The sequence below is a fragment of the Selenomonas sp. CM52 genome, assembly GCF_000292955.1.
Lineage (GTDB): Bacteria > Bacillota > Negativicutes > Selenomonadales > Selenomonadaceae > Selenomonas.
The window spans coordinates 60,180-83,974 of the sequence record NZ_ALNM01000030.1 but is presented as its reverse complement, the minus strand read 5'-3'; the positions used below and the strand labels follow the sequence as shown (position 1 = coordinate 83,974).

General features: G+C 56.0%; 19 protein-coding genes, 1 pseudogene and 1 riboswitch. Of the genes and pseudogenes, 3 read left to right on the top strand and 17 right to left on the bottom strand.

The window, feature by feature from the left end; all coding sequences use genetic code 11:
* Positions 1–33: 33 nt before the first annotated feature.
* The 5 genes from HMPREF1153_RS07950 to rny form a co-directional block, all read right to left on the bottom strand.
* Positions 34–864, bottom strand: a complete 831-nt coding sequence (locus tag HMPREF1153_RS07950) for a PHP domain-containing protein (protein ID WP_009646380.1) — start codon at positions 862–864, stop codon at positions 34–36.
* A 37-nt stretch (positions 865–901) separates the two neighbouring features.
* Positions 902–1,162 carry a stage V sporulation protein S gene (locus HMPREF1153_RS07945; protein ID WP_009646475.1) on the bottom strand — a complete coding sequence of 87 codons (261 nt, stop codon included), beginning with the start codon at positions 1,160–1,162 and terminating at the stop codon, positions 902–904.
* A gap of 178 nt (positions 1,163–1,340) precedes the next feature.
* The gene (locus HMPREF1153_RS07940) at positions 1,341–2,117 is read right to left on the bottom strand and encodes a TIGR00282 family metallophosphoesterase (protein ID WP_198003332.1); all 777 of its coding nucleotides are present in this window, start codon (positions 2,115–2,117) and stop codon (positions 1,341–1,343) included.
* A gap of 139 nt (positions 2,118–2,256) precedes the next feature.
* Positions 2,257–2,766 (bottom strand): hypothetical protein, encoded by a 510-nt coding sequence (locus tag HMPREF1153_RS07935; RefSeq protein WP_006191972.1) that lies wholly within the window; start codon positions 2,764–2,766, stop codon positions 2,257–2,259.
* A gap of 126 nt (positions 2,767–2,892) precedes the next feature.
* The gene (rny, locus tag HMPREF1153_RS07930) at positions 2,893–4,437 is read right to left on the bottom strand and encodes a ribonuclease Y (protein WP_037370285.1); all 1,545 of its coding nucleotides are present in this window, start codon (positions 4,435–4,437) and stop codon (positions 2,893–2,895) included.
* 244 nt (positions 4,438–4,681) lie between these two features.
* Between rny and HMPREF1153_RS07925 the strand changes: the two genes are divergently transcribed.
* Positions 4,682–5,713: an AI-2E family transporter gene (locus HMPREF1153_RS07925; protein WP_009646525.1), complete on the top strand. Its 1,032-nt coding sequence runs from the start codon at positions 4,682–4,684 to the stop codon at positions 5,711–5,713.
* Positions 5,714–5,769: 56 nt separating this feature from the next.
* On the opposite strand, the gene thiC is transcribed toward HMPREF1153_RS07925, so the two are convergent.
* The 5 genes from thiC to ileS all read right to left on the bottom strand — a co-directional run bounded on the left by thiC (position 5,770) and on the right by ileS (position 12,654).
* Positions 5,770–7,077 (bottom strand): phosphomethylpyrimidine synthase ThiC, encoded by a 1,308-nt coding sequence (thiC, locus tag HMPREF1153_RS07920; RefSeq protein ID WP_009646418.1) that lies wholly within the window; start codon positions 7,075–7,077, stop codon positions 5,770–5,772.
* A 107-nt stretch (positions 7,078–7,184) separates the two neighbouring features.
* A riboswitch (TPP riboswitch) is annotated at positions 7,185–7,288 on the bottom strand.
* Positions 7,289–7,305: 17 nt separating this feature from the next.
* Positions 7,306–8,367, bottom strand: coding sequence for an HD-GYP domain-containing protein (locus HMPREF1153_RS07915; RefSeq protein WP_009646510.1), 1,062 nt, complete (start codon positions 8,365–8,367; stop codon positions 7,306–7,308).
* Positions 8,368–8,698: 331 nt separating this feature from the next.
* Complete coding sequence (locus HMPREF1153_RS07910) at positions 8,699–9,049, bottom strand: histidine kinase (protein WP_009646441.1); 351 nt, start codon at positions 9,047–9,049, stop codon at positions 8,699–8,701.
* A gap of 52 nt (positions 9,050–9,101) precedes the next feature.
* Positions 9,102–9,518: a tRNA (N6-threonylcarbamoyladenosine(37)-N6)-methyltransferase TrmO gene (gene tsaA / locus HMPREF1153_RS07905; RefSeq protein WP_009646389.1), complete on the bottom strand. Its 417-nt coding sequence runs from the start codon at positions 9,516–9,518 to the stop codon at positions 9,102–9,104.
* Positions 9,519–9,537: 19 nt separating this feature from the next.
* Positions 9,538–12,654: an isoleucine--tRNA ligase gene (gene ileS / locus HMPREF1153_RS07900; RefSeq protein ID WP_037370347.1), complete on the bottom strand. Its 3,117-nt coding sequence runs from the start codon at positions 12,652–12,654 to the stop codon at positions 9,538–9,540.
* A 503-nt stretch (positions 12,655–13,157) separates the two neighbouring features.
* Between ileS and HMPREF1153_RS07895 the strand changes: the two genes are divergently transcribed.
* Entirely contained in the window at positions 13,158–15,110 is a 1,953-nt protein-coding gene (locus tag HMPREF1153_RS07895) for a methyl-accepting chemotaxis protein (protein ID WP_009646443.1), read from the top strand.
* Positions 15,111–15,203: 93 nt separating this feature from the next.
* On the opposite strand, the gene HMPREF1153_RS07890 is transcribed toward HMPREF1153_RS07895, so the two are convergent.
* From HMPREF1153_RS07890 to HMPREF1153_RS07880, 3 genes are all read right to left on the bottom strand, one after another.
* Positions 15,204–16,532 (bottom strand): MATE family efflux transporter, encoded by a 1,329-nt coding sequence (locus HMPREF1153_RS07890; protein ID WP_037370281.1) that lies wholly within the window; start codon positions 16,530–16,532, stop codon positions 15,204–15,206.
* Positions 16,533–16,692: 160 nt separating this feature from the next.
* Entirely contained in the window at positions 16,693–16,905 is a 213-nt protein-coding gene (locus HMPREF1153_RS07885) for a type II toxin-antitoxin system RelB/DinJ family antitoxin (protein ID WP_009646361.1), read from the bottom strand.
* Positions 16,906–16,960: 55 nt separating this feature from the next.
* Positions 16,961–18,619, bottom strand: coding sequence for a DUF4153 domain-containing protein (locus HMPREF1153_RS07880; RefSeq protein ID WP_009646461.1), 1,659 nt, complete (start codon positions 18,617–18,619; stop codon positions 16,961–16,963).
* A 189-nt stretch (positions 18,620–18,808) separates the two neighbouring features.
* Here HMPREF1153_RS07880 and uraA point away from each other — a divergent pair, with 189 nt between their 5' ends.
* On the top strand, positions 18,809–20,068 hold the full coding sequence (gene uraA / locus HMPREF1153_RS07875; RefSeq protein ID WP_009646377.1) for a uracil permease: 1,260 nt from the start codon (positions 18,809–18,811) through the stop codon (positions 20,066–20,068).
* 103 nt (positions 20,069–20,171) lie between these two features.
* Here the strand turns inward: uraA and HMPREF1153_RS07870 are convergent, their stop codons facing one another.
* From HMPREF1153_RS07870 to HMPREF1153_RS07855, 4 genes and pseudogenes are all read right to left on the bottom strand, one after another.
* Complete coding sequence (locus tag HMPREF1153_RS07870) at positions 20,172–21,527, bottom strand: sodium-dependent transporter (RefSeq protein WP_009646517.1); 1,356 nt, start codon at positions 21,525–21,527, stop codon at positions 20,172–20,174.
* Between the two features lie 98 nt (positions 21,528–21,625).
* Positions 21,626–22,183: a gamma carbonic anhydrase family protein gene (locus HMPREF1153_RS07865; protein WP_006191537.1), complete on the bottom strand. Its 558-nt coding sequence runs from the start codon at positions 22,181–22,183 to the stop codon at positions 21,626–21,628.
* 246 nt (positions 22,184–22,429) lie between these two features.
* Positions 22,430–23,446, bottom strand: coding sequence for a nuclease (locus HMPREF1153_RS07860; RefSeq protein ID WP_009646371.1), 1,017 nt, complete (start codon positions 23,444–23,446; stop codon positions 22,430–22,432).
* Positions 23,447–23,532: 86 nt separating this feature from the next.
* Positions 23,533–23,778, bottom strand: a pseudogene (locus HMPREF1153_RS07855) (UDP-glucose 4-epimerase); the annotation flags it as partial.
* Positions 23,779–23,795 lie beyond the last annotated feature (17 nt).

The following is a 23,795-nucleotide window of genomic DNA, read 5'->3' as shown; positions in this document are numbered from 1 at the left end:
GCGAAATCCTTGCAAAAAGGACAGTCGGTCTCTCTAAAGATTCATTCTCGGCTTATACAGCTTCTCCGCGAATGAATCCTCCACCGTGAAGATGCCAAGTTCCTGCGGATAGCGCGAAGCAAAGCCGTGGAAGTCCGAGCCGCCCGTCACGAGCAGATGGCGGCGCTCCGCCATACCGAGATAGCGCTGCGTATCGACCGTATCGTGCTGCGGATAAAACGCCTCAATGCCCTCGATGCCGAGGTCGAGCACATGCTCGACGAGCGCGTCGTCACCGACAAGCTTCGGATGAGCGAGGACGGGCGTACCGCCCGCATTCTTGATCAGCGCGACGATTTCTTCCGGCTCTAGGCGATAGTGTGAAACATAAGCGGGACGGCCTTTGGAAAGCACAGCATCGAACGCCTCGCGCACGCTGGAAAAACAGCCTTTGAGCACGAGAGCCCGTCCGATGTGCGAGCGGCTGATGGATTTGCTCGTGCCTGCTACCTTCAGCACATCCGTTTCCGTAATGCCGTAGCCAAGCTCCTGCAGCTTCTCCACCATCTCAGCGAAGCGACTCCAACGCGCCTCTCCCACATCGTTCAGGCGGTCGAGGAGATCGCGGCGATAGATGTCGACATTGTAGCCGAGGATATGGATTTCCCGCTTTTCATGATGGGCGCTGAACTCAATGCCCGGTATGATGCCGATGCCCTTCGCAGGCAAAAGCCCTTCCTCATAAAGATGCGTGACGCCGTCCACGGTATCATGATCCGTGATTGCGATGTAGCGAAGCCCCGCTTCCTTCGCCGCCGCCACAAGCTCCTCGGGCGTCATCTTTCCGTCGGAATATGACGTATGCGTATGCAGATCGCTGGACACTGGAACCTCACTCCCTTGCTGAACCCATGCAAAGCCCTCAACGCGGCTCTACGATGAGTTTGATCGCCGTGCGCTCCTCGCCGTCGATCTCGATATCGGCGAAAGCAGGAACGCAGACAAGATCGATGCCGTGCGGCGCGACAAAGCCGCGCGCAATGGCGATTGCCTTGACGGCCTGATTCAGGGCGCCTGCGCCGACCGCCTGCATCTCGGCCGCGCCTGATTCCCGAATGACTCCGGCCAAAGCCCCCGCGACAGCGTTCGGATTCGACCTCGCTGAAACCTTCAAGACTTCCATGATCGCCTTCCCTCCCAAAAATCCCTGCAGCGTCTTTCTGCCGATTCAGATTTTTCATTCATTATCAGAAGAACCGTACACCTTATCTCTCCATGTATTCTATACAAAAAAGAAAAATCCTGCTGCCAAGGAAGCACGGATAAATTCAGCCGTCCATTTTCATTTTATCCGCGCTCTTCTAGCCCTTCTTCATGATGCGCTCGATGGAGAGCGTCCGATTCGTCGCATCGTCCACCTCGACGATCACGGCACTGTAGACGACAGGGCCTTCCGCCACCTCAAAGCGCACGGGGCGGCACGTCGTAAACTTCTCCAGCACGCGGTCGACGCGCACGCCGAGCACCGAGTCCCACGGCCCCGTCATGCCGAGATCCGTGATATAGGCGGTACCGCCCGGCAGAAGGCGCTCGTCCGCCGTCTGCACATGCGTATGTGTGCCGACGACGGCATTGACGCGTCCGTCGAGATACCAGCCCATCGCAGCCTTCTCCGAAGTCGCCTCCGCATGGAAATCGAGAAAGATGACGTCCGCCTCGTCACGAATCTCGCGCAGGATTCTCTCGATCTTTTGAAACGGACAATCCATATCGGGCATGAAGACGCGGCCGGACATATTGATGACGGCGATGTTCTTCGCGCGATGAGGATAGATGCAATAGCCTTTCCCCGGCGCTCCGTCTGGGTAATTGGCGGGTCGGATGAGAAAAGGCTCGTCGTCGATGAACTCCAAAACGTCCTTCTTGTCCCAGACATGATTGCCCGACGTCACGACGTCGGCGCCCCCATGGTAGAGCGCATCGAGCGACTTGCGCGTAAACCCCTTGCCCCCCGCAGAATTTTCCCCGTTGACGATGACGATGTCCACCGCCTTTTCCTTGCGGATTCCCGGTGTGAAGCGACTGAACGCCTCCCTGCCCGCTCTGCCGCAAACATCTCCAACCAGCATGACTCTCAAAACATAACCACCTCTCGTGCGCCCGAGGTCTTCCCCACGGGCACGAATCTTGTGGACACGTTCTCGTACTCACGCGCCTTCAACAAACGACAAGCGGCACTCCTGCCGCTTGCGTCATATTTTCTTTTTGCCGGACGGCTTACTTATTGAACACCATGACGCGGCCTTCCTCACGGATGCCGATCATGCGATCAGACATGCGGCTGCCCTTGAGGCTGCCGATGATGTGGTCGATCGCCTCCTCACGCAGGAAATTGTCCTCCTCGTAGCCGTCGCGCGTCTCATCGGAAACGAGTGCGTCGCCGAAGCGTTCGTACATGAGGTCTGCCAGAAGGGCGATCTCGCCACGGGAAAGCGTGCGGACATCGCGCAGGACACGAAAGAACGCCGTATTCCCCTGTCCTTCGAGAGAAAAATCAATCTCCCCCGGAATCAACCCTTCAAGGTCGTGGTATGTGAGAATACTTTCCTCAAGAAACGCCGCCGTCTCCTCGAATTCCTGCCGAGGAGGAACCTTCGTCAGGGTGAAGGAGAAGTACAGAGCCTCCTTTTCCGGTTCATAGCTCACCATGCCGATCTCCGGATAACAGACGAGAATGGACACCAACAGATTGATCCCATCCTTGTTCGGCTTCTTCGCACTTGTCATGAATCTGCCCAAAGCAAACACCTCGTTTCCCTAATCACAGCCAGAATACTCGCGGTACGCCTTGCGCCGCTCTTTCTAAAAACCAAGGGTGCTGAGAAGCATCCTCCCAACACCCCTATTATACAACTATTTGGCGTAATCAACAACGCGCGTTTCGCGAATGATCGTCGCCTTGATCTGACCCGGATATTCAAGCTCCGACTCGATCTTCTTCACGATGTCGTGCGCGAGCGCTACCGATGCCGTATCGTCGACCTTCTCGGGCTTGACCATCACACGCACTTCGCGCCCCGCCTGGATGGCGAAGCAACTGTCGACGCCATCGAACGACTCGGCGATCTCTTCGAGACGTGTCAGGCGCTTCAGATACGCTTCCAGACTCTCGCGGCGCGCGCCCGGCCTTGCCGCCGACACGGCGTCCGCCGCCGCGACAAGCACGGCTTCGACCGTCGTCGGCTCCACATCGCCGTGATGTGCATGGATGGCGTTGATCACGTCCTTGTGCTCGCGGTACTTCTTCGCAAGATCGGCACCGATCGTCACATGCGACCCCTCGACCTCGTGATCAACCGCCTTGCCCACATCGTGCAGCAGACCGCTGCGCTTTGCGAGCATCACGTCAGCGCCGATCTCCGATGCCATGACGCCAGCGAGATGAGCGACCTCGATCGAGTGGTTGAGCACGTTCTGTCCGTAGCTCGTGCGATAGCGCAGACGTCCGAGGAGTTTAACAAGCTCGGGATGAAGCCCATGTACGCCCGTTTCAAACGTCGCCTGCTCGCCCGCTTCCTTGATGCGCTGGTCAACCTCGCGCTTTGCCTTCTCGACCATCTCCTCGATGCGCGCCGGATGGATGCGCCCATCCGTCACGAGCTTCTCCAGTGCGATGCGAGCCACTTCGCGGCGCACCGGATCGAAGCCCGAAAGGATGACAGCCTCGGGCGTATCGTCGATGATGAAGTCGATGCCCGTCAGTGTCTCAAGCGTGCGGATGTTGCGCCCCTCGCGCCCGATGATGCGGCCCTTCATCTCATCGTTCGGCAGTGAGACGACGGAAACCGTCGTCTCCGCCACCTGATCGGCAGCACAGCGCTGGATGGCGAGCGAAACGATGTCACGCGCACGCTTGTCCGCCTCATCTTTCGCCTGCTGCTCATAATCCTTGATCATCAGAGCCTTCTCGTGCTTGAGCTCTTCTTCCGCCTCCGTCAGGAGCATCGTGCGCGCTTCCTCCGCCGTCAGGCTAGAAATGCGCTCCAACTCTTCCTTCTGCTTGTCGCGAAGTTCATTGATGGATGCCCGCGTGCGGTCGATCTTCGCTTCCTTGCTCAAGAGGACTTCTTCCTTCTTCTCCAAGGAATCGAGCTTGCGGTCGAGATTCTCTTCCTTCTGCACGATGCGGCGTTCCTGCCGCTGCAGCTCACTGCGCCGCTCCTTTGTATCGCGATCAAGCTCCTGACGGAGCCGATGAATATCCTCCTTCGCCTCAAGCAAAGCCTCTTTCTTCTTGGACTCGCCCTTGGCCTCCGCCTCGGCAACGATCCGCCTCGCCTCATCTTCGGCAGAGCCGATCTGCGCCTCCGCAGCTCTCTTGCGCAGCAGATAACCGCCGCCCACGCCGGCGACCAACGAGAGAATGACCGCCAAAACTATCTCAATGATAACTAACACCTCCTAGGTCGTTCAGGATTCGCCAAAACTCTTCTTCGACTCTTCCTTCTATGATATGTTTTTCGTATGTGGCTAAAAACTATACTTTCCTATTGTATGCTGTTTCCCATGTCCTGTCAAGAATTATCCTCCAAAGCCCCCCTAAAGGCCTAGGGAACGACGACAAAAAATTTCCCGTCCCATCTCCTCGTGCAGGAAAATTCTCCATTCTCTATAATATATAAATGGAAAAGGAGGCTTCCCCATGCATCTCGCAAACTACCGCACATCCATCATCCTAGGCGTCACCTTTACGCTTCTGCTCTCCGCCTTCTGGTTTTTCCCCGATCTCGCCTTCATCATCTTCCTCTCGCTCCTCCTGCAGCTCCTCCTGCAGCCACCCGTCGATTTCCTGCAGCGCAAGAGAGTACCGCGCACTCTTGCGGCCGGCCTTGTCGTCATTGCCTTCATCGCACTTCTCACAGGAATGATCGTCCTGCTCTCGCTCTCCTTCGTTCCTACCTTCCGCAACTTTGTCGCCGACTTGCCAACCATCACCCTGAGTCTGCAGAACATTCCTTTCGTATCGGAGTCCGAATTCCTGCGCAGCGAACTCAGCGACGTTCTCGCCAATCTTCGCAGCCTGAGCACGGATCTGCTGAAATCCTCCCTGTCCTTCCTCTTGGAAATCTTCGGCAAGTTCATGGCGTTCGTCATCATCATCTTCGTGACCTTCTATCTTCTTAAGGACGGCAAGAGCATAAAAATCTGGCTTGCAGGACTCTTCCCGCAAGCCTCAAGAAGACGCGTACTGAACCTCTTTAATGACATCCTTCGCGCATTGCGCGTCTATATCTTCAGCCAGATTGTCATGTGTGCCATCACGGGCACAGTCGTCTTCCTCTACTTCGAGTTCGCCGGCCTTCCCTACGCCTCTGTCTTCGCGTTCCTCTCCGGGGCGGGCGAGTTCATCCCCGTACTCGGCCCGACTGCCGCCTCAGCGTTCGGCGTCTTCTTGACCGCTACCGAGTCGAGCGCCCTCGTGCTGCAGACCGTCCTATTTTACATCGTGCTCACGCAGATCAACCACAACTTTGTCTACCCTCTTCTCATTGGCAAATCCCTAAATCTCCATCCTGTCGCCATCATCCTAGGCGTCATCTTCGGCGGTGAAATCCTCGGACCCGCCGGCATGTTCCTCGCCGTCCCCTTCATCGTCATCGTAAAGCTCGTAATCGCCGACATCTATCGCGATCAGCAGGAATCTGGCCGGCAGCGTGAGGAAGAAATGGCGTAATTCGACTATATAGGAAAATAGCCTGCCGCAAAACACGGCAGGCTATTGTCTTATTCTCAATCGCAGCAGCCTCCGGCAGGCTTGTCAAAATACTTCTGGATGATCTCCACCGCGCAGTAGTCGCCGCACATGGAGCAGGCACCTTCATCCGCGTCGTTTCTCGCCTCGCGGCGCGACCGCGCGCGCGCCGGATCGATGGCGAGCGCGAGCTGCGCCTCCCAGTCGAGCGTCTTTCGCGCCTCCGCCATCTTCCGATCCCACTCCACTGCCCCTGGTACGCCCTTGACGATGTCGGCTGCGTGCGCGGCGATGCGGCTTGCGATCACGCCGTCGTGTACGTCCTCCAACGTCGGCAGGCAAAGGTGCTCGGCGGGAGTCACGTAGCAGAGAAAGTCAGCGCCGCTCACGGCGGCGAGCGTGCCGCCGATCGCCGCCGTGATGTGGTCATAGCCCGGAGCGACGTCCGTCACCAAGGGGCCGAGAACATAAAACGGCGCATTGTGGCACAATCTCTTTTCGAGCTTCATGTTCGCTGCGATCTGATCGAACGGCATGTGCCCCGGTCCTTCCACCATGACCTGGACGCCGCGCTTCCACGCGCGGTCAACGAGTGCGCCGAGGTTGACGAGTTCCGTAATCTGTGCACGATCCGTCGCATCGGCAAGGCAGCCGGGACGCAGACCATCGCCCAGACTGATCGTCGAATCGTACGTTTCACAGATGTCGAGGATATCATCGAAATGCGTGTAGAGAGGATTTTCCTTCTCATTGTAGAGCATCCATCCCGTGATGAAGGAGCCGCCGCGGCTCACGACGTCCATGACACGCCCCTCTTCGCGCAAATTGCGCACGGCTTCAAGTGTCAGACCGCAATGCAGCGTCATGAAGTCCGCTCCATCCTTCGCCTGCTGCTCGATCGTTTGCAGGATGTCATCCGCCGTCATCTCAACCACGGCGCCGTGCCGCTTGATCGCCGTGACCGTCGCCTCGTAGAGCGGCACCGTGCCGACCATGACGGGCGAATGCGCAATGATGCGCCGCCTCGACTCATCGATATTGTTGCCCGTCGAGAGATCCATGACAGCATCCGCTCCCGAACGCACAGCTTCATCAAGCTTTTCCAATTCCGGCTCAATGTCAGGGAACGTGCTCGATGTGCCGATGTTCGCATTGACCTTCGTGCGCAGTCCCTCACCAACGCCCGCCGGCTTCAGTCCCGCGTGATTGACGTTGGCACAGATGGCGACCGCTCCTCTTGCCACGCGCTCGCGAATCGTCTCCGCCGTCAGCTGCTCCGCCTCCGCCACCTGCCGCATGGCATCGGTGATCTTGCCCTCTCTTGCATACTGCATCTGCGTTGCCATAATATTCCTCCTTGCAAATTGCACAAAACTATTTTCTCTCGGCGAATCCACAGCAGAGCAACAGCAAAAAGGAGCTGCCCGCAAAGTGCGGCAGCTCCTTCAAAATTCCCGGAAAACCACCACTTCCCTACGCAGGTATTACCCCAACAGGTTCCAAGGGTCGACTCCGTCATGCGCGAGTCTCTCAGCAAATGCTCCCCCAGTGGATTCATATTCTCTTTATTTTTCTTATTTCGGATTGTACTCGATGATCTTGATATTCTTATGCTCGTTCAAATCGACGACCTGATCCTGCGTGATGCGAATGAGCGGATGCGCCGCAAAGTCCTCGGGATAGCCGACGAGGATGCCTTGGAGACCGTTGCTCAAGGTGACGGTCGAGCCGAGGAACACATGCTTGATGTTGTTGAGAAACGGCATGCAGACAGCGGGATCGAGCTTACTGAACATGTCCTCGGAAATCTGCGCGATGGCACTAAACGGCGTCTGCTTCACATAGCCTTCGCGCTCCGTCGTGATGTTGTCGTAGATGTCCGCGACGGCAATGATGCGCGCATACTCATGGATGTCCTTACCCGTAAGTCCCGACGGGAAGCCCGATCCGTCCATGCGCTCGTGATGCTGCAGCGCAGCGAGACGCACGCCCTCGGAAACGTCCTTGTTGGCACTGAGGATATTGAAGCCGTCGCGCGCATGATTGCGGTACGCTTCGAGGTCTTCGCCCTTGAGCGTCTGAATGTTCTTTTCCAAAAGGCGCTCCGTAAACTTCGTCTTGCCGATGTCGTGCATGAAGCCCGCCATGATGATGTCATGCGTCTTCTTCTGCGGAATGCGCATCCACTTGGCGATGACGCCTGCGAGGATGGAGACGCGCAGCGAATGATTGTAGACGTCGCTCGCGAGATGGTTGAGTTCATACAAATAGTCGATGGCGCCGCTCTGCTTCGACATGGGCGCGAGATCTCGCTGCACCATCGCCGTCGTGCGCTCGACGGGCACCTCGTTGTCCTTGGCGACAGATTTGAAAATGTCCTGCGCTTCGGAGACAACTTCCTTGTATTCAGCGACGAAAGCATGGCTGCGCGTCAGCGGCTCACCGACAACAGGCGTCGTCGTCAGTTCGAAATCATCTTTGACATAGACGGCCGGTATATTCAAGAATCCCAAACGCGTGATATGCGCCTTCGTCAGAACGGTGTTCTCCGAGAGCACGACGATCATGTTGTCGTTGACGATGGTGCGCGCCAAGGTCATTCCAGGATGCAGATCCTCGATGGATACGGCTTTCAAAGCAAACTCCTCCTTTGGGAAACGGCATATATCATGGGAAGCGCTGATAAAATGAAGTCGTCCAGATTTACACAGATGTGCTCGTTCTGTCTAGGAGACAAACCGCAGGCGTAGCAACAGCTACGTTGAGGATTTGTCGACGACGAGAGGACAGCACAGATGTATGAAGATGGACAGCTGAATTTATCCGTGATTCCCATAGTCGCGCTTCTTCCGTACATGAATCGATTCGGAATTCATCCGAATACTTTCTCTATGCTTAATTCTCTACAAAAGTCGGAAATCCTTTATCGTACTGGGAAATTCTTTCCTTTTTGTAAGAACCGACTTTTTACCCATTCTGCCGAATCGCGTCGCACACCTTTTCGTGGATTTCACGCACCTCGTAAATCAAAGGCCGGATTTCCTCCACATCCCTGCCCGAGCGAAGCTCTTTTCCGATCGCATCCGCCAGCGCCGAGAGTTTGACGAGACTGAGATTCGCTGCCGTTCCCTTCAACGTATCGATGGCCTTCTCCGCCATGGAGATGTCGCCCATTTCGATACCTGCCCAGAATTCCTGAAAAGAGCCGTCATAGAGGAACTTCGACAGAAATTCAAGATAAAGCGCCTCGTTTCCCATGAAACGCTCCAAACCTTTGGCATAGTCGATGCCCGCCGCCCTGCACGTCTCTTCTTTCAAGAAACATCCTCCTTTCGCCAACGCTTCCAACCAACTATTCCGCGCGTCCAAGTCACATGCCGCCGCTTTTGCCACTTGCCAGACCAACCGCATCGACATACGGCTTGATGTCGACGACAGCGCTGCCGTCCAAGGCGTCGAGATGGCACACGAAGAGCCTCCTTCCCTCGCGCCGCAGAAGTTTCACGGCGCAAAGCGACAGGGGATTCGGGCGATGCGGCGAGCGGCATGCGAATACGCCGCAGGAACGCGTGCCGCTCGGCGGCGTCGTCACTAGGCGGTCGCGCTCGGCGAGGTGCGCCCAGTAGAGTACCGTGAGCCATTCGCTCTCTTCGACATGCTCCAAGGCGGGCGCATACGCCTCGTCAATCTCGATGACAGACTCCTCCTCGCTGAAAAATCCCTGGCGCGGTATCTGCTGCAAGCTCTTGTAGGGACTGTGCACCGCGCCGATGCGCTGCAATTCCATCCAGCTGCCTCCCCTCGCTTCACTCGACCTTGAGCGTCAGTTTCTCGCCGTTGATGTTCCACGCCTTGCCCTCCGGCTCCTTTTCATAGGAGATTGCGTCGGCGAGCGTGATTCGCTTGATGTACTCCTCGTTCTTCGCCATGAGCGCTGCGATCTTCTCGTTGCCTCCCGCCGTGATCTTGATGTGGTCGGTGACTTCGAAGCCGTTCTCCTTGCGCATCGTCTGTACCTTGCTGACGATCTCGCGCACGAAGCCCTCCTCGATGAGCGCAGGGCTCAAGGTCGTCTCCAGGGCGATCGTGACCGCGCCGTAGCGTTCCGTGACGAAGCCTTCCGTCTGCGCCATCGACACCTCGACATCTTCTGCCTCCAGCGTGACTTCACCCGAGGGGAGCGCGAGCTTCAGCTTGCCCGTGCGGTCAAGCTCGTCCTTCGCCTCGTGCCCATTGACTTTTGCGAGAGCCGCCTTGACCTCGCCGATCCTCTTGCCGACCTTCGGCCCCAAGACCTTGAACTGCGGTTTGAAGCTGTAGCTTAGGAACTCTTCCATGTCGTCCTTGAAGACGACTTCCTTGACGTTCAGCTCGTTCTCGACGATCTCGCGGAAGAAATCGTCGAGCGCGTGCGCCGCCTTGACGAACATCCTGCCGATGGGCTGGCGGTTCTTGATGTTTGCAGCGTTTCGCGCTGCACGCCCCAAGACGACGATCTCAAGGACGATCTCCATGTTGTCTTCCAGCGATGCGTCGATATACTCTTCATGCACGGCAGGGAAATCGCAAAGATGGATGCTCTCGGGCGCCTCCTTGTCGATGCTGCAGACGATGTTCTGATAAATGGCCTCCGTCATGAAAGGGATCATCGGCGCGGCGGCCTTCGCCGTCGTCACGAGCGCCGTATAGAGCGTCATGTAGGCATTGACCTTATCCTCGCCCTCGCCCTTCGCCCAGAAGCGCTCGCGGCTGCGGCGCACATACCAGTTGCTCAGTTCATCGACGAAGCTCTGCAGGGCCTTCGCCGCTTCCGTGACCTTGTAGGCGGCGAGATTTTCGTCGACCGCCTTGACCATCGTGTTGAGGCGCGACAGAATCCATTTGTCCATGACGGCGAGCTTCTCGTAGTCGAGTGCATGATCGAGCGGATTGAAATTGTCGATATTGGCATAGAGCACATAGAAGGCATAGGTATTCCACAGCGTGCCCATGAACTTTCGCTGCCCTTCCTGCACGGCACCGTCGTGGTAGCGGTTCGGCAGCCACGGTGCGCTGTTCTCATAGAAGTACCAGCGGATCGCATCCGCACCGTGCTTCCTCAGCGCATCCATCGGATCGACGGCGTTGCCCTTCGACTTCGACATCTTGCGGCCGTTCTCGTCCTGCACATGGCCGAGGACGATGACGTTCTTGTACGGCGCCTTGTGAAAGAGCAGCGTCGAGATGGCGATGAGCGAATAGAACCAGCCGCGCGTCTGATCGACGGCCTCGGAGATGAAGTCCGCCGGGAAGCGGCGCTCGAATATCTCCTTGTTCTCGAACGGGTAGTGCCACTGTGCAAAGGGCATCGAGCCGGAATCGAACCAGCAGTCGATGACCTCGGGCACGCGGTGCATCTCCTCGCCGCACTCGGAGCAGCGGATCGTCACGGCGTCGACGTAGGGGCGATGCAGCTCAAGCTCCTCCGGGCAGTTGTCCGACAAGGACTTCAGCTCTTCGATCGAGCCGATCGAATGCTGGTGTCCGCAGTTGCACTCCCAGATGTTGAGCGGCGTACCCCAGTAGCGGTTGCGGCTGATGCCCCAGTCCTGCACATGCTCAAGCCAGTCACCGAAGCGTCCCTTGCCGATGCTCTCAGGGATCCAGTTGACCGTGTCGTTGTTCGCAATGAGTTCGTCGCGCACCGCCGTCATCTTGATGAACCACGACTCGCGCGCGTAGTAGACGAGCGGCGTGTCGCAGCGCCAGCAATGCGGATAGCTGTGCTCGAAAACGGGCGCCTTGAAGAGAAGCCCCTTTTCTTTCAAGTCCTGCAAGATCAGCGGATCGGCGTCCTTGACGAAGACGCCCGGCCAGTCCGTGTCCGCCGTCATCTCGCCCTTTGCGTCAACGAACTGCACGAAGGGCATGTCGTACTTGCGGCACACGCGGTTGTCGTCCTCGCCGAACGCCGGCGCCGTATGGACGATGCCCGTGCCGTCGGACGTCGTGACATAGTCGTCGCATATGACGAAGAACGCCTTCTTCTTGATCTTTCCTTGCGCATACGGATAGAGCGGCTCATAGTCGCGATGCTCAAGCTCCTTGCCCTTCATGCGCGCGAGAACCTCGCGCTCGCCCTCGACGCCCTCGAAGACCGCATCGACGAGCGCTTCCGCGAGATAGTAGACAGTATCGCCGACGCGCAGCTTCACATAGGTCACATCAGGATTGACGCAGAGGCCGAGGTTCGACGGCAGCGTCCACGGCGTCGTCGTCCAAGCGAGGAAGTACGCGTCCTCCCCCTTCGCCTTGAACTTGACCATGGCGGAGCGCTCCTTGACGTCCTTATAGCCCTGCGCGACCTCGTGCGAGGAAAGCGGCGTGCCGCAGCGCGGGCAGTACGGCACGACCTTGTAGCCCTTGTAGAGCAGGCCTCGCTTCCAAATCTCCTTGAGCGCCCACCACTCCGACTCGATGAAATCGTTCTCATAGGTGATGTACGGATGCTCCATATCGGCCCAGAAGCCGACGACATCGGAGAACTCCTCCCACATGCCCTTGTACTTCCAGACGGATTCGCGGCATTTCTTGATGAAAGGCTCCATGCCGTACTTCTCGATCTGATCCTTGCCGTCGAGTCCGAGCGCCTTCTCCACCTCAAGCTCCACAGGCAGGCCATGCGTGTCCCAGCCCGCTTTTCTAAGGACGCGTTTTCCTTTCATCGACTGGTAGCGCGGCAGCATGTCCTTGATGACGCGCGTCAGCACATGACCAATGTGCGGCTTGCCGTTCGCCGTCGGCGGCCCATCGTAGAACGTGAAGTTCTCCTTGCCTGCGCGCTGGTCAATCGCCTTCTGGGCGATGTCGTGCGATTTCCAGAAGTCTTCGACCTCCTTCTCGCGCTCAACAAAATTCAATGTCGTGTCTACCTTCTTGTACAGCAAGATTTTCCCTCCTATAAAAAAGCCTCCATCCCGAAACAGGATGAAGGCGTACTTTCCTGCCAGCTTTCTTTCAGCATTTCATATCCTTTTTCCAACCCTAATGATAACGCAAAACAGCAAAAAAGCCAAGTGTAATCTTCCAAGAAAGCTGCGCACACAAATGTCCGCTTTAAGAATATTGTGGCTGGTCATATAGAAACCCAAGCCATCCGTCATACCTTCGACTTGACTTATCGACTTGATGGTAATTTTTCCTCCTTCTTTTTGCCAAAAAACCCAACAAATTCTTTCTATGGGAGATTCCTCGTATTTTATATATCGTCGGCAGGAAAACAGAATCTAATCTCGTAATAAGGATACAAGAGAATACGAGTCAATTTCCTTATATTCTATCGTATTCATCATGACGAGTCTGCCATGAACACTTGGAAAGTCGAACGAAAGATAATCCTTTTGCCGATATCCAAGACGCAGCAAAGGAAAAGAAAGGAGTCACTATCATGAATTTGAAAACAAGGATGATCGCCCTGATTGGCACGCCTGTCCTCTTGGTCTTCATCGTCATGGCCGGCATCGTCTATGAGATCCTCATGGATTCCATGGAACAGGAAATGACAGAAATGGCAACCCATCACGCGAGCGACATCAACGGCAAGCTAATCGGCAAGAAAGAAATGCTCGCCGCCGTGACGCGCGCTTGGGATGCGAAGCTTCCCTCATACGAGGACATGCAGACGACGGCGAACTATTTTGCCAACAAAAACGGCATCGGGGATTTCTTCATCGGCTTTCCAAACCAGCCCTTCATTGACGGCGCGGACAAGACATCGGATCCCACCTTCGATGCGACGGGACGCGCCTGGTACAAGGATGCAGCAGGCTCTCAGGACGTCATGATCTCGAAGATCTACCTGACCAAGACCGATCACAAGCCCGTCGTGAGCTTCAGCTCGGCGTTTCGCCAAAACGGTCAGGTCGCAGGCGTCGCGGGCTTCGACCTATCGCTCGAGGCCGTGAAAGATTTCGTCTCCGCCATCAAGGTCGGAGAAACGGGCGGCGCCTTCCTCCTCAACGAGGACGGCAACTTCATCTCGCACAAGTCGAAGACAATCGACGACACGATTCTCGATCAGAAGGAACACGCTGACGCGATCAAAGCCTTCTTCAAAGGCAAACCGACCATCGCCTCATGGAGCGAGGACGGCACGACGATGCTCTTCGCTTCCGCTCCGGTCGGCGATACGGGCTGGGTGCTCGTGCTCGAAGTGCCGAAGTCGGAAATCCTCGCTCCGATCATGAAGATGGGCGCGATCGTCGCCGTCGTCATCCTCCTTTCGATCGCCATGCTCATCGCCATCATCCTCTACATCACGCGCTCGATTGCAACACCAATCACGGAACTCGGCAAGATCGCCGAACAGGTGGCAGAAGGCAATCTGTCGCACAAGTTCAGCGACACCGATCGTCAGGATGAGATCGGACGACTGCATCAGAGCTTCGCCAAGATGTCCAAGAACCTGCACGACCTCGTGCAGCGCTCCCTCAAAGCTGCCGATCAGCTCGCCGTATCCTCCGAAGAATTGACCTCATCGGCTGGCCAATCCGCCAACGCTTCGCAGAGCGCGGCGGAAGCTGTAACCCACATCGCCCAGAGCGCACAGCAGCAAAATGACATCGTCGACCGCTCCATCGACTCTGTTAACACAATGTCCGATGAAATGGGCAAGGTCGTCAATGTCATTCACGATGTCGCCGCCTCCGCCGCCGAGACGCACAAGGCTACGACGGAAGGCCAGAGCGGCCTTCATGTCGCCGTCGAGGGCATGGAGACCATCAACGGCAGCACGAAAGAGGTTGCCGATGCTGTCAACTCTCTCTATGAAGGCTCGAAGCGCATATCCGAGATCGTCGAGATGATCACCCAAATTGCCAGCCAGACGAACCTCCTCGCCCTAAACGCTGCCATCGAAGCTGCACGCGCCGGCGAGTCGGGCAAGGGTTTCGCCGTCGTCGCTGAAGAGGTGCGAAAGCTCGCCGAGCAGTCGGAAACGGCAGCGCAGCAAATCACGACGCTCATCACGGAAAACTCCTCTCAGATCGAGCGCACCTTCTCCATCATGCAGCAGCAAAAGGAGCGCGTCGGCGAGGGCGTAACGCAAGTCAATGAAGCGGGCAAGAAGTTTGACCGCATCGCCGAACTCGTACAAGAACTGTCCGAGCGCGTCACGAGCATCGAGACGTTGGCGCAGCGCGTGCGCCAGGGCAGCGCACAGACCGTCTCCTCCGTACAGGAAATCAAGAACGCCTCGAACGATGTGCGCAAGGAGGCCGAGAATGTCTCTGCTGTCTCTGAGGAGCAGGCCGCATCAACGCAGGAAATCGCTGCAGCGAGCCAGACACTGTCGCAGCTCGCCCACGAGCTGAAGGAGACCGTCGGTCGCTTCCACGTCTGACGTTGTTTCCGACAAAACGAAAAACGCGAAAAAACTCGGTCGAATTTCGCCTTCGACCGAGTTTTTTTGTGCAGGGGATCATGTTTTCTTTCTCTACGTCAGGCGCATCACCTTCAGATGCTTCAAGTAGAAACGGTACAAAAGATAGAGAAACAGCGACGTCACCATCCAACTGATCGGATAGATGATCATGAGCGTCTCAAATGTTGGATGATGTGGGAATACGAGCCAGACCCACGAGAGACGCACACCGCAGATGCAAACGAGCGTGACAAGAGCCGGCATCAACGAGTAGCCGTAGCCGCGCATCGAGCCGGAGAAGATGTCGATGAATACGGAAAAGATCTCGGGCACGACGACGTAGATGATGCGTATGACGCCGATCTCGACGACGGCAGGATCGCCGTTAAAGATGCGCAGCAGCGGGCGCATGAAGAGAAGGATGATTGCGCCGAGAACGAGCATGGCGACGATATTCAGGCGAAGACTCCAGCGCGTGACCTCGCGGCAGCGCGGCAGATTTCCCGCACCGTAGTTCTGGCCGACAAACGTCGTGCACGCCTGCTGAAAGGCCGCAATCACGCAGTACATGTTGATCTCGATCGTGAATGCCGCCGCAGACGCCGCCATGACCTCCGCGCCGAGACTGTTCAAAGCCGCCTGAATGACGAGATTCGCAAAGCAAAAGACCATGCCCTGCACGGCAGCAGGCATACCGATGACGAAGATGCGCTTCGCATGGTGACGGCGCACGCGCAGGAGCCGGAAGTCGAGCCGCAGGACACCCTCTTCACGGCGCAGGGCGCGGATGAGCAGGGAAGCTGCCACGAGATACGAGAGCACCGTGCCCCACGCCACGCCGTCAGCACTCAACCCCAGGACGAGCACGAAGCCCAAGTCAAGGACGACATTGAGAGCGCTCGCCGCCAGGAGCGCAATGAGCGGCGTGCCCGTATCTCCATGACTTCGGAGAATCGCCGAGGCAAAATTATAGACGCTCATAAAGGGCATCCCCATAAGAAATACGCGCAGGTAAAGCTCCGCCAGCGGCATGACGGCATCGGGCACGTCAAGCAAGGAAAGCAATGGCGCAGCGAAAAGCTCGCCCAGCAAGGCCACGCCTATACCTGCAAGGATCGAAAGAGCAAGAGCCGTATGGACGGCACGGCTCGCCTCCTTGAGGCGACGTGCGCCGATGTACTGCGCGATAACGACATTGGCGCCGAGCGAAAGTCCGAGGAAGAGCGTCACAATGAGTCCGACAATGGGCACGTTGTTGCCGACTGCCGCCATCGCCTCCGTCCCAACGAAGCGCCCGAGCACCGCGACGTCCGCCGCATTGAACATCTGCTCCAAAATGCCCGTCAAAGCGATGGGCAGGGCAAAGACGATAATCTTGTCCCACAGCGAACCTTCAAGCATATTGATTTCTCTTCGATGAATCCCCAGCAAAAAACTTCCTTCTTCCCTTCAAACTTCTCCGTCAATCATCATAGTGTTCCTTATTCTCCTCACTGTAAACTACACGCACAAACGTCCACTTCGTGGACATTGTGCGCCGCCCTTACAGAAACCTAGCCAATCAGTCTGCGCCTTCGGCTTGACTTCTTGGGGTTTCATGGTAAAAATGGTCGCCTGCCGATACGCGAAAAGGTATGGCACGGTCTTTGACCAAACGCTTGAGAAAAATCGTCATGGCAGATGACATGGTCAAGCCCATTTCCTCACAGACAAGTTCCGCCTGCTTTTTAAGTTCCGAATTCATACGAACAGTAAACGTAGCATTTGCTGCCATATAATCAACTCCTTTCATTACAATTATACAACAAAACACAAACATCGTTAACCATTTAGCGCTTCAAAAGCACGCCCTTGATTTGTGCCGTTATATTCTCTCTGCCCTTATGGCTGCGGACGGACAAGCCGACATCATACAGCCAAAGACAAGTGTTTTCATCTATATCTATTCTAAGCTCCCGCGTGAATTTTCCCGTTCCTCTCGCATCCTCCTTGTGCGCGTATGCCAAAAGCTCCTTGAAATACACAGAAACATCGAATCGTTCCTTTGTTCCGTCCCCCTTGTCCACGAAAATCACGCCATCCTCCACAGCAGGATTGTCAATCCGATAAGCTTTCTTCCAACCCTCTACAGGAATGTAGACAGGATTTTCCGCTTGGAATTCGAACCATTCGGTAGTTTTTTCCCTTTTCTGCATCCCACGCAATTTCGCAAGCGTCTCACGCATGCCCGGCGTTTCGAGAAACGACATCTTCTTCTGATCGATCAGATACTCCGAAGCGCTCAAGAGTCTGTCACGCGCCCCCTCAGAGAGTGCAGGATTCTCCACGACCTCGCCATCCTGCAGCATGCTGTTTTCCTCAAGCACGCCCCAAAGACGCGCTTCCTGCGTGCGAAGCGGCACATCGACGATATTGAGCGGCGTCAGCGTGCATGCGGCAATCATGAGTGCCAAGACGAGAAACGCAGGACGCGGCGAGCTGCGCAGGAAAGCAAGCACGAGCAAAAAGATACCAAAAATCGTGCAGAGGATCGACGTATAGCGCAGCACCGTCAGGCCGTACGGCTCGACTCGCTGCCAAACAGCGACAGTCTGCACCGCCAAGATCGGCAGAAAGAGCAAAAGACCCCAGCGCAGGAAACGCTGCAGCAGCGAATAGCGCGCATCATTCGCAAAGCAGAAGAAAAACACGCTGAAGGCTAGAAGAGCCAACGAGGCAAACCAATTCATCATGCCGACGGGCATCTCCCATGCATAGATGATCTTTGCCACATAGAGATAGAGAATAGCGAGCAAGAGCAGATAGACCGGCCAAAGCACGCGCACGAGAAGCGCACGAAAGAGCACGGGAGTCTCCGTCGTCTTCCCCCGATCAGGCAGGCTAGCGAGAAAGATCTGCACCGCGATGAAAAGATAGGAAAATTCCACCATGAGGAAATGCAGCATCGCTTGCAGTCGAAATTCCAAAGAAAAAATCAGCGAATCGAATGCTGTCAAGCAGATACCCAGAGATATGAGCAAAAGTGTGCCGACAAGCCATGCCTTAGAGATTGCAAAAAACACGGCAAGTGGCGGATTCTCGCCTTCGTTCTGCGGCTCAAGACAATAAAGACCGACAGACGCAAAAACAAGCGCCGGCCCTGCCGTCTTGAGCAAAATATAGGAATTCGTCCAATCATGTCCCTGCACAAGAATGAAGAAAAACACAAATACGACAACCGTCAGCAGTGCCTCGAAGCCATGCCGCTCCTGTCCGCGCCTCTCCAAGAATAACCGCAGGGCGACAGCGAAGATGCAGCCGATCACCGCCGCTGCCGCCGCGCAGCCAATCTCCTCCGTATACCAATCTTGCATCTCATACACATGGCAGTACGTAAGCACGCCCACGCAAACAAACAGTACAACATCAAGAATCATCGCCGTGCGAAAGCGCTGATAGCCGCCCTGCACGGACCGACAAAGTCTCTGACCCATGTCCTTTACGCCCATACTTGCACCTCCACCATCACCGCCCTATCCCTTCTTTGCCTATTCGCCTTCCGTTTCATTCTTTCCTGCTGCACACACATTATACTTGGATTCCAAAAGCATCCGCATCGTCAAATAATCCATTAGACAAAGCGCTCATTCTGTGCTAAATTCTTCTTTGGTATAACTATCTTCCAAAGGAGCATTTTCATGACACAAAGAACCATTGCCCCCGAGGAGCGGCTGCCGCTCCTCCAGACGATTCCGCTTTCCCTGCAGCACCTCTTCGCGATGTTCGGCTCAACGGTGCTCGTGCCGATCCTCTTCCATGTCAACCCCGCGACCGTGCTGCTCTTCAACGGCATCGGCACGCTCTTCTATCTGATCCTCTGCAAGGGCAAGATCCCCGCCTATCTCGGCTCAAGCTTCGCCTTTCTCTCGCCCGTATTCCTCGTGCTCGCCGACTACAGCTACGAGGCGGCGCTCGGCGGCTTCATCGTCGTAGGCGTCGTCTTCTGCCTCGTGAGCTTCATCATCCATGCCATCGGCACGGGCTGGATCGACGTGATCTTCCCGCCCGCCTCCATGGGCGCGATCGTCGCCGTCATCGGACTTGAGCTCATGCCGACGGCGGCGAAGATGGCAGGTCTGACCGATGCCGAGGCGGATCCGACCGTCGTCTTCGTCTCCATCGCCACGCTTGCCGTCACGGTCTTCGCCTCCATCGCGTTTCGCGGCTTCCTCGCCATCATCCCCATCCTCATCGGCGTCGTTTCGGGTTACGTCATCGCCTATGCAGCGGGCATCGTCGACCTCTCCGCCGTCGAAAACGCCCCCTGGTTCGCCATCCCGACCATTTACACGCCGAAGTTCGAGCCGGGCGCGATCCTCATCCTCCTGCCTGCCTCCATCGTCGTCATCGTCGAACACATCGGTCACCTCATCGTTACGAACAACATCGTCGGGCGCAACCTCACGAAGGATCCGGGACTCGACCGCTCGCTTCTCGGCAACGGCATATCGACGATCTTCTCGGGCCTCTTCGGCTCAACGCCGAACACGACGTACGGCGAGAACATCGGCGTCCTTGCCATCACAAAGGTCTATTCGACATGGGTTATCGGCGGCGCCGCTGTCTTCGCCGTCGCGCTCTCATGCCTCGGCAAGCTCGCCGCACTCATCCAGAGCATCCCGACGCCCGTCATGGGCGGCGTCTCCATGCTGCTCTTCGGCGTCATCGCCGCCTCGGGCATCCGCATCCTCGTCGAATCCAAGGTGGACTATGGCAAGCCCACGAATCTCCTGCTGACCTCTATCGTCATGGGCGTCGGCGTATCGACGGCAAGCCTCACGCTCGGCACGGTGACGCTCAGGGGCATGTCGCTCGCGACCGTCATCGCCATCATCCTCTCGCTGTCCTTCCGCCTCATCTTTCGGCTGCGCCGCGAAAAGAGCGTAGCAAGCGAATAGGCAATATTGAAAGAAAAGAACCCGACGTTTGCCGTGCGTCGGGTTCTTTTCTTTCGCTTTCACAAGAGTGGCATAAGCATTCACAGAAATTTGTGCATGCAGCTCACATCAATCCCAGCACGAGAATCGCGCCGACGACAAGGGGCAGGACGTAGGCGAAATAGCCGCGCGCCCATCGAGGAAGTTTCCAGCCGCTTCCCGTATTCGCCTCTTCATAGAACTTCTGCCAGCCCCAGCCGAAACGATGCATCGTGTAGAGCACAAAGATGAGCGACCCGCCGGGCAAGAGGATGTTGCTCACGATGAAATCCTCGATATCGAGGAAACTGCTCTCGCCGCCCATCGGGTGAATGCCCGCGAGGAGGTTGAATCCCAAGGCGCAGGGCAAAGAAAGCACGAGGATTGCCGCGCAGTTCACGAGTCCCGTCTTCTTGCGGCTCCACCCTGTCAGATCCATCGTGCAGGCCATGATGTTTTCAAAGACAGCGAGCACCGTCGAAAAAGCCGCAAACGTCATGAAGAGGAAAAAGAGACTGCCCCAGAGGATGCCACCCGCCATGTGGTTGAAGATGTTCGGCAATGTGATGAAGATAAGTCCCGGCCCGCTGTCCGGCTCAACACCGTAAGCGAAGCACGCGGGGATGACGATGAGTCCCGACGTGATGGCAACGAGCGTATCAAGGATGGCGACGTTGACCGACTCACCGAGAAGTGCGTGATCCTTCGGGATGTAACTGCCGAAGATCGCCATCGCGCCGATGCCGAGGCTCAGCGTGAAGAACGCCTGATTCATCGCCGCGACAATGACGTTCGTAAAGCCGATCTCCTCCATCTTCGCGATGTCAGGGCGCAGGTAGAAGGAAATGCCCTCAGACGCGCCGTCAAGAAAAACGCTGTTCACGGCGAGCACGACCATGATGAGGAGCAGGAGCACCATCATTCCCTTCGTCACACGCTCCAACCCCGACTGCAAGCCGTGCGAGCAGATAAGGAAACCGCTGATGACGACGATCACCATCGGCACGACCTGCAAGATAGGATCGCCGAGCATCGAGCCAAAGGCCGCACCGATCTCCTTCGGAGAAAGTCCCGCAAACGCGCCGCATGCTGTCTGATAGAAGTAAAGCAGCATCCAGCCCGCGACCGTCGTATAGAACATCATGAGCATGATGCAGCCGAACCAGCATGCGTAGCCATGCCAATGCCAGCCCCACTTTTCGGGCGTCAGTCTCTGGTACATGCGCACGGGACTGCGCCTTGCCGCGCGGCCAAGGGAAAATTCCATCGTCATGACAGGGATACCGAGCACGATGAGGAAGAAAAGATAGATAAGAACGAACGCCCCGCCTCCGTTCTGCCCGACAAGATAAGGGAACTTCCAGACATTGCCGATGCCGATCGCACAGCCGGCACTGAGGAGAATGAAGCCGAAGCGGCTCTTCAGCGTTTCTCGCGCCATGAATCAAACCTCCTGAAAAATATAATGAAAGGCACAGCCAAAACGAAGGCTGTGCCTTTCATTATATCATAAGGTGCAAAGCTGTAAAGCGGCAAACGTCAGATAATGTGCTCGCCGTGGTACTTCTCGCCGCCGATCTCGGGATATACGCCGTACTCAATCGCCCACTCGCACTTGTACTTGATCGCCTGCGCATGAATCGTCTTGATGCGGTCAATCGTGCGCACGACCTTGCCTGGCATGCCGACGACGAGGGAATTCGGCGGAATGACCTCGTTCTCGCGCACGAGTGCCCCTGCAGCAATAATCGAGCCTTCGCCGACCTTTGCGCCCGTCAGAACCGTCGCGTTCATGCCGATGAGGACATGGTTGCCAATCTCCGCGCCGTGCACGACGGCGCTGTGGCCGATCGTCACATAATCGCCGATGATGCACGGATTATCGTCCGCCACATGAAGGCAGACGAGATCCTGTACATTCGAGCACTCGCCAACAGAGATGTAATTCACATCGCCGCGCGCAACGACGCCCGGCCAAAGGCTCGCATACTTCGCGACGCGCACATCGCCCGAAAGGAACACCTGCGGTGCGACGAATGCCTCCTCGTCAATCTGCGGCTTGATGCCATGAAATTCCGTGCTGGAAAGCGTATACATAAGACTCTCTCCTTTTCTCCGATTGAATTTGCTTGCTGCGTACTATTATACAACGATTGAGGCGGAAAGGGAATATATCGTACCCAAATGCAGACACAGCAAGATCTCCCATAGAAGAGAACAATGGCGAAAGATACTTCTGTATCAAACACATAAAACCGCCCCTTTCCTTACTCGTCCGAGCAGTAGAGGAGCGGTTTTATACGTATCAAAACCAATTTCAGCAGAACACGAAAATTCCATGAATTAAAGCAAGCTGTGCATCTTGCCAAGCTCTTTCACTTTTTCCAAGGAAAACTTCGACATGCTTGCGATCATTTCGAGCGGCAGCTTATTTCGCAGCATTTCCAGAACAATATCAACCTTTCCTTCCTCCCGCCCACGTTCCATGCCGCGCTCCATGCCACGCTCCATGCCACGCTCCATACCGCGCTCCATGCCTTGTTCATAGATGCCTGTACTCAGATTGCACATTGTCCTCATCTCCTCTTCTATATCTGCACTTATATCCATATCGAACTCATTTTTTAAAAGCTGCTTCTTCGCTGCCGGAGATATTTCCGTGTCTCTGAACAAGATCTGCAGGAATCGAATGAGCCAATCCTCGTCCTGCTGTCGTTCATTTCCAAGATAGATCGTGATGATACTCATCAAATCATAGTCAGCACGCTTTTCTTTATGATGGTGCAGAATATGATGTTCGGCAAGATCATAACGATTGATGGCGCTCCTGCCGTCTGGGGAGTCCATGCAAAGCCAAATACTGTAGACTTTCTTGATTTCATCGTAGGATGATCCTGTAAATTCAGTTTCTTTCTGCGAAGAAATCAAGCGACCCGCATAGTAGACGGCTCGCCGCAGGAGTGCATAGCCCAGCTTCGCTCTTTTCTGTGTCCGCTGTGCCTCAACATTGATAATCAAGGTAATGCGTTCACCCGATTGGGGAACTCTCGCGTGGAAAAGTATATCGAAGCGAACCCAGCCTTCCGTGATGCCGACATTTTCCGTGGCATCACCGAGGAATTCTTTCGGCGAATCTTTCCTGTTTCTTACGGTATTCGTCTTATCCCTATCCACGGGAATCTCACTGATCTGTGGCGTGCCCTCGATATATTTTTCTGCGATGTCAGAGATTGCAACATCCTTAAACTCTGGCACAGTTCGCTTCAAGAGACGTGCCATGATCGCTCTTTGTGAAAGCAAACGTTTGGCATGTTGATCGTATGTCGGATCTTGATAGGAATCTCCTACACTCTCTGCCATTAAGATTTCTCCTTGTTGTATGAGAACTGTTTCTCTTCCACCTTCTATTATCATTATAGCACCGATTACGCACTTTAGCCAGAAAGTTACTCTCCATACCCATTCGGATGCTTCTCGTGCCACCGCCATGCCGTCGCGATGATTTCTTCCACGTCGGTGAAGCGCGGCTGCCAGTCGAGGATGCGGCGTACCTTGTCGCTGGAAGCGATGAGCTGCGCAGGGTCGCCTGCACGGCGTGCGCCGATTTCTGCCGCGATCTTCTTGCCCGTCGCCTTCTCTGTGGCAGCGATCATTTCCTTGACCGAGAAGCCCTGTCCATTGCCGAGGTTGAATGAGCTGATGAACGGCA